This is a genomic window from Acinetobacter sp. TYF_19 (genome assembly GCF_043105125.1).
Classification (GTDB): Bacteria; Pseudomonadota; Gammaproteobacteria; order Pseudomonadales; family Moraxellaceae; genus Acinetobacter; species Acinetobacter johnsonii.
This window is the reverse complement of the sequence record NZ_JBICLH010000001.1, coordinates 1-3,338: the sequence shown is the minus strand read 5'-3', so window position 1 is coordinate 3,338 and position 3,338 is coordinate 1. Positions and strand designations below refer to the sequence as shown.

The 3,338-nt window shown below is 39.8% G+C and carries 2 protein-coding genes; both read right to left on the bottom strand.

Annotated elements, in window-relative coordinates; genetic code table 11:
- Positions 1-42: 42 nt before the first annotated feature.
- Complete coding sequence (locus ACF8FD_RS00010) at positions 43-1,887, bottom strand: hypothetical protein (protein ID WP_392452802.1); 1,845 nt, start codon at positions 1,885-1,887, stop codon at positions 43-45.
- Positions 1,884-2,267 (bottom strand): MobC family plasmid mobilization relaxosome protein, encoded by a 384-nt coding sequence (locus ACF8FD_RS00005; protein WP_392452801.1) that lies wholly within the window; start codon positions 2,265-2,267, stop codon positions 1,884-1,886. The genes ACF8FD_RS00010 and ACF8FD_RS00005 overlap by 4 nt, the downstream gene beginning before the upstream one ends.
- Positions 2,268-3,338 lie beyond the last annotated feature (1,071 nt).

Here is a 3,338-nt window from a genome sequence, read left to right as displayed (position 1 = left end):
CGAGGACAGCATTGCAAAAGCAATGCTCCACAGAAAAAAACATCAAAAGGGGCTTGGTGAATCGTAACCTCGATCACGTTCCCTTTGTTGCTGTAGCTCTTTCCTAAGCTCCAGTTTCTCTAAAGCTTCCCAGATAGGCGTTCCACTAAATCTCGTAGAATTTGCTGATAGTGCTCGACTGAGTCCAGTTTCTCGACTACTTGCTTGGTCATCGGCTCTAACTGCTTCTCTATCTCGATCTTTGTCAGGCGTGGCAAGGCTTTGGAGATTTGTTGCTCCACGCTCAACCCATCGAGTAATGCTGTTAAACGCTTCTCCAATTGCTGCTGTAAGTCTCTCTGTAAAGTCTCTGAAAAATGCGGCGGTATGGTCTGCTCCGATAGCTGCTTCACTATGCCCTGATACCGCTTCACCACTTCCACCGCTAAGCTGTGCTTGTCGCTTAAAGTTTTCGTGTAGCTCTCTAGCTCGCCGATAGTTCGACTCTGAGCCTGTATGAGCTTCAAGCTCTGCTCTTGCTGCTGCTGTTGCTCTTTTAGCTGCGTCTGCTGCTCCTCGATGACCATCAATAACTGCGCTTCTAATGTCGTCATCTATCGCCCTCCTCTGGCTTTGTATAAAGCTGTCATTACTGCCGTATAATCCTGCGTTTTTTGCTGCGTGACTGCTTCGATCTGCTGCAAACGTGCTTCGCTGGTCTGTATCTCTCCGTACTTGCTCTTGCTGATGTATGCGAAGCTGATGCTCGTAATAAGCAAAATAAGTGCTATTGAAGCTAGGACTATATTCGATGAAAAAAGGGCTTTTTTCAGCTTCGCTTGGTCTGCTGTTGCTTGGCTCAATGCGTTTAAGGTCTGCAAGTCCTTTTTCAAGCTTTGTAGCTGTAACTGTAGGCTCTCTTGCATCTTCTTCGTGTCCTCGCTCACGCTCTGCCCCATCTTGTCTATGTTGGTTTGCAGGGTTGTTTTTTTGTGATTCAAGTTGTCTTGTAAGTTCTGTTGAGTCTGTTCTATCTCTTGTTGCATATCGTTCAAGATGGTATTTGCTCTTTGCTTCACAAAGTTTTTCGTGTCGTTTAAGGCAAGTCTGATACCGTTTTTCAGCTCGCTGTCTATATCTTCCTGATGCTTCTGCCTTAAGCTCTGTGCTTTTTGCAGTATTTCTGAAGTTCTGCTCATAAAATTCGCCTTTAAAAACTTCTGGTCGCCCTGTTTCTGGATTTTTAATTGATATTTGTTTCTTTGTTATCTTCGTAACTTCAAAACCAACAGTTTCACACCAATCTAAAAGAGTTTTGCGGTCATAAATAAGGTCATCACAAATTGCGAGTGTGATTTCATCATGCACCTGAGCTTTAAATTCTTTGCTTTCTTTCGGTAGATTCTGTGCGATTTTGACTGATCTCCTGTTTAAGGGATCATCAGGGTCAAAAAGATCATGTTCGTAATTAACTATTTTTTTGAATGCATCAACACGGTCTAAATCTGCTTTTGCAAAAAATGGCTGCAACCTTTTTCCCGACTCAATTTCAATATTGGGAATTAAGAAATTCAGTTCTAATCTGCGCTCTCCAGTTTCTTCATTTATTTTATCTCGATGCTCAACCCATAAGACTCGATAGTTTTCAGTAGTTAAACTAGGGAAAAGAGTTTTTTCAAAATCACGCATAATTTGCGCTTTATCGGCTTCGGTTAAATCACTCTCATAAAAAGACAGACAGCCACTTGTATACCGTTTTTCATAAGGTGAACAATCTATAAGTTCGGCTACTTCATTAACATCACCAAGTAAAATTTTGGCATGTTCCCTATCTCTGTTTTTACCGAGAAAATAATCTAAAGGGCCACTAGCTTCACCTGTTCCATGTTCGAAAAAATCGACAATCATTTCACAGACTCCCGAAGTTGTTTCAATGTTTCATCAATACCAATCAGGAGATGCAAAAGCTTAACGGCATCAAGCGGTTCTCTAGCAACAAGGTCTGTATTTATTGCTCGTGCAATTTGATTGATGTTTGTACCGATGCGACTAAGTTCAAGAACAAATGAACGGTCTAATTTTGTATATGTACCGACTTTCTTCTTATATTCCCCTTCATCACTAACTGCTTTTAAAGCAGACTCACGCATTAACTTAGCAACCGAATTAAAGGAGTTTTTGGATTCAAGAAGTTCATACTCAGAATCAAACAACGTAACTTTGACCACTTTTGTTCGAACAGGTCTTTTACGCTCATGATTAAGTCTAACTTTATGTTGTTGAACCATTTACACCTCAGCAGATTAAGTGATGGTTTTGGGGGTATCGGGGGGCTTGTCCCCCTGATCAAGGTCACGATAGGTAACTTTGAAAATAACGTAGTTATTTGAAAAAGTACCTATTGTGTATCCTTGCTTATTTTTGAATCAGGACTAGTTTAATATAATATTTAAGTAAATTCCTGTGTAGGTTTAATTTTTGGGTTTTTAATTGCTGAACTATTTTTTTTATAATTGAACAAGAAAAAGGAAATATAAAAATAATAGCCATAAATCAAATATTGGCATGTATCTTGTAAAAACAAATGCTCTTAATCTGCTCTTATCTCCCCACCGTGCTTCGCTTTGCTCATCACGGGTGGTGAGCTAGAGCAGATTTTCGGTAATATTCACCCTACCTTCGCCAATTTTAAATTAGCTCAGGTATTTGAATATCACCATTGAAAAACAAGGCTTCACGGTATGGAGCCGCTGTCGCTTTCAAATCGGTATGCTTGGGTTGCGTTACAGTCCAAGTCACAAGAGAGTATTTAGAAGTCTGACTACTTCCCCCGCACACGCATTATCTCTCTACACATGCTCGTATCTTGTGCCGATCATCTCGTACATCTATTTACGATTACATGCGCTATTCCCTGCGTCCTTTACCTAGTGCAATACATCAGTGGTAAAGCGGTTATAAACCTTTAGTCTTTAATGCCTGCCGTCGCTTGTCCACCTTCACATTAAAGCCACAAAGACTAAGCCGACTAAAAAATTAGCCGCACTTACTAACTTAATCCTTTGTACAGACGTAGTGAACGAACCAAAAAACTTGGTTTAAATGATGGACTTATCAACGATTAACGAAATTTTTTACATTTAGGCTATTGTATCAGTATTCAAATCTATTAAAATGGGACTTGGTTGTTACTAGCCTTAGTGTGAAATCGGAACGGTCGCCAAACCTTCTGATCTTTCGTTAAACGATGTTAGTGCATCATTTAACTGTAACACCAACAAATTTAAGTCAAAAGCCCTTGTTTATACAAGGGCTTTTGCATTTCAGTTACATAAATTTTATAGAGATGATTTTTTTTT

Bases quoted from the DNA above. Each gene is read 5' to 3' on its own strand.
- ACF8FD_RS00005 (WP_392452801.1), bottom strand. From the start codon at position 2,267: ATGGTTCAACAACATAAAGTTAGACTTAATCATGAGCGTAAAAGACCT.
- ACF8FD_RS00010 (WP_392452802.1), bottom strand. From the start codon at position 1,887: ATGATTGTCGATTTTTTCGAACATGGAACAGGTGAAGCTAGTGGCCCT.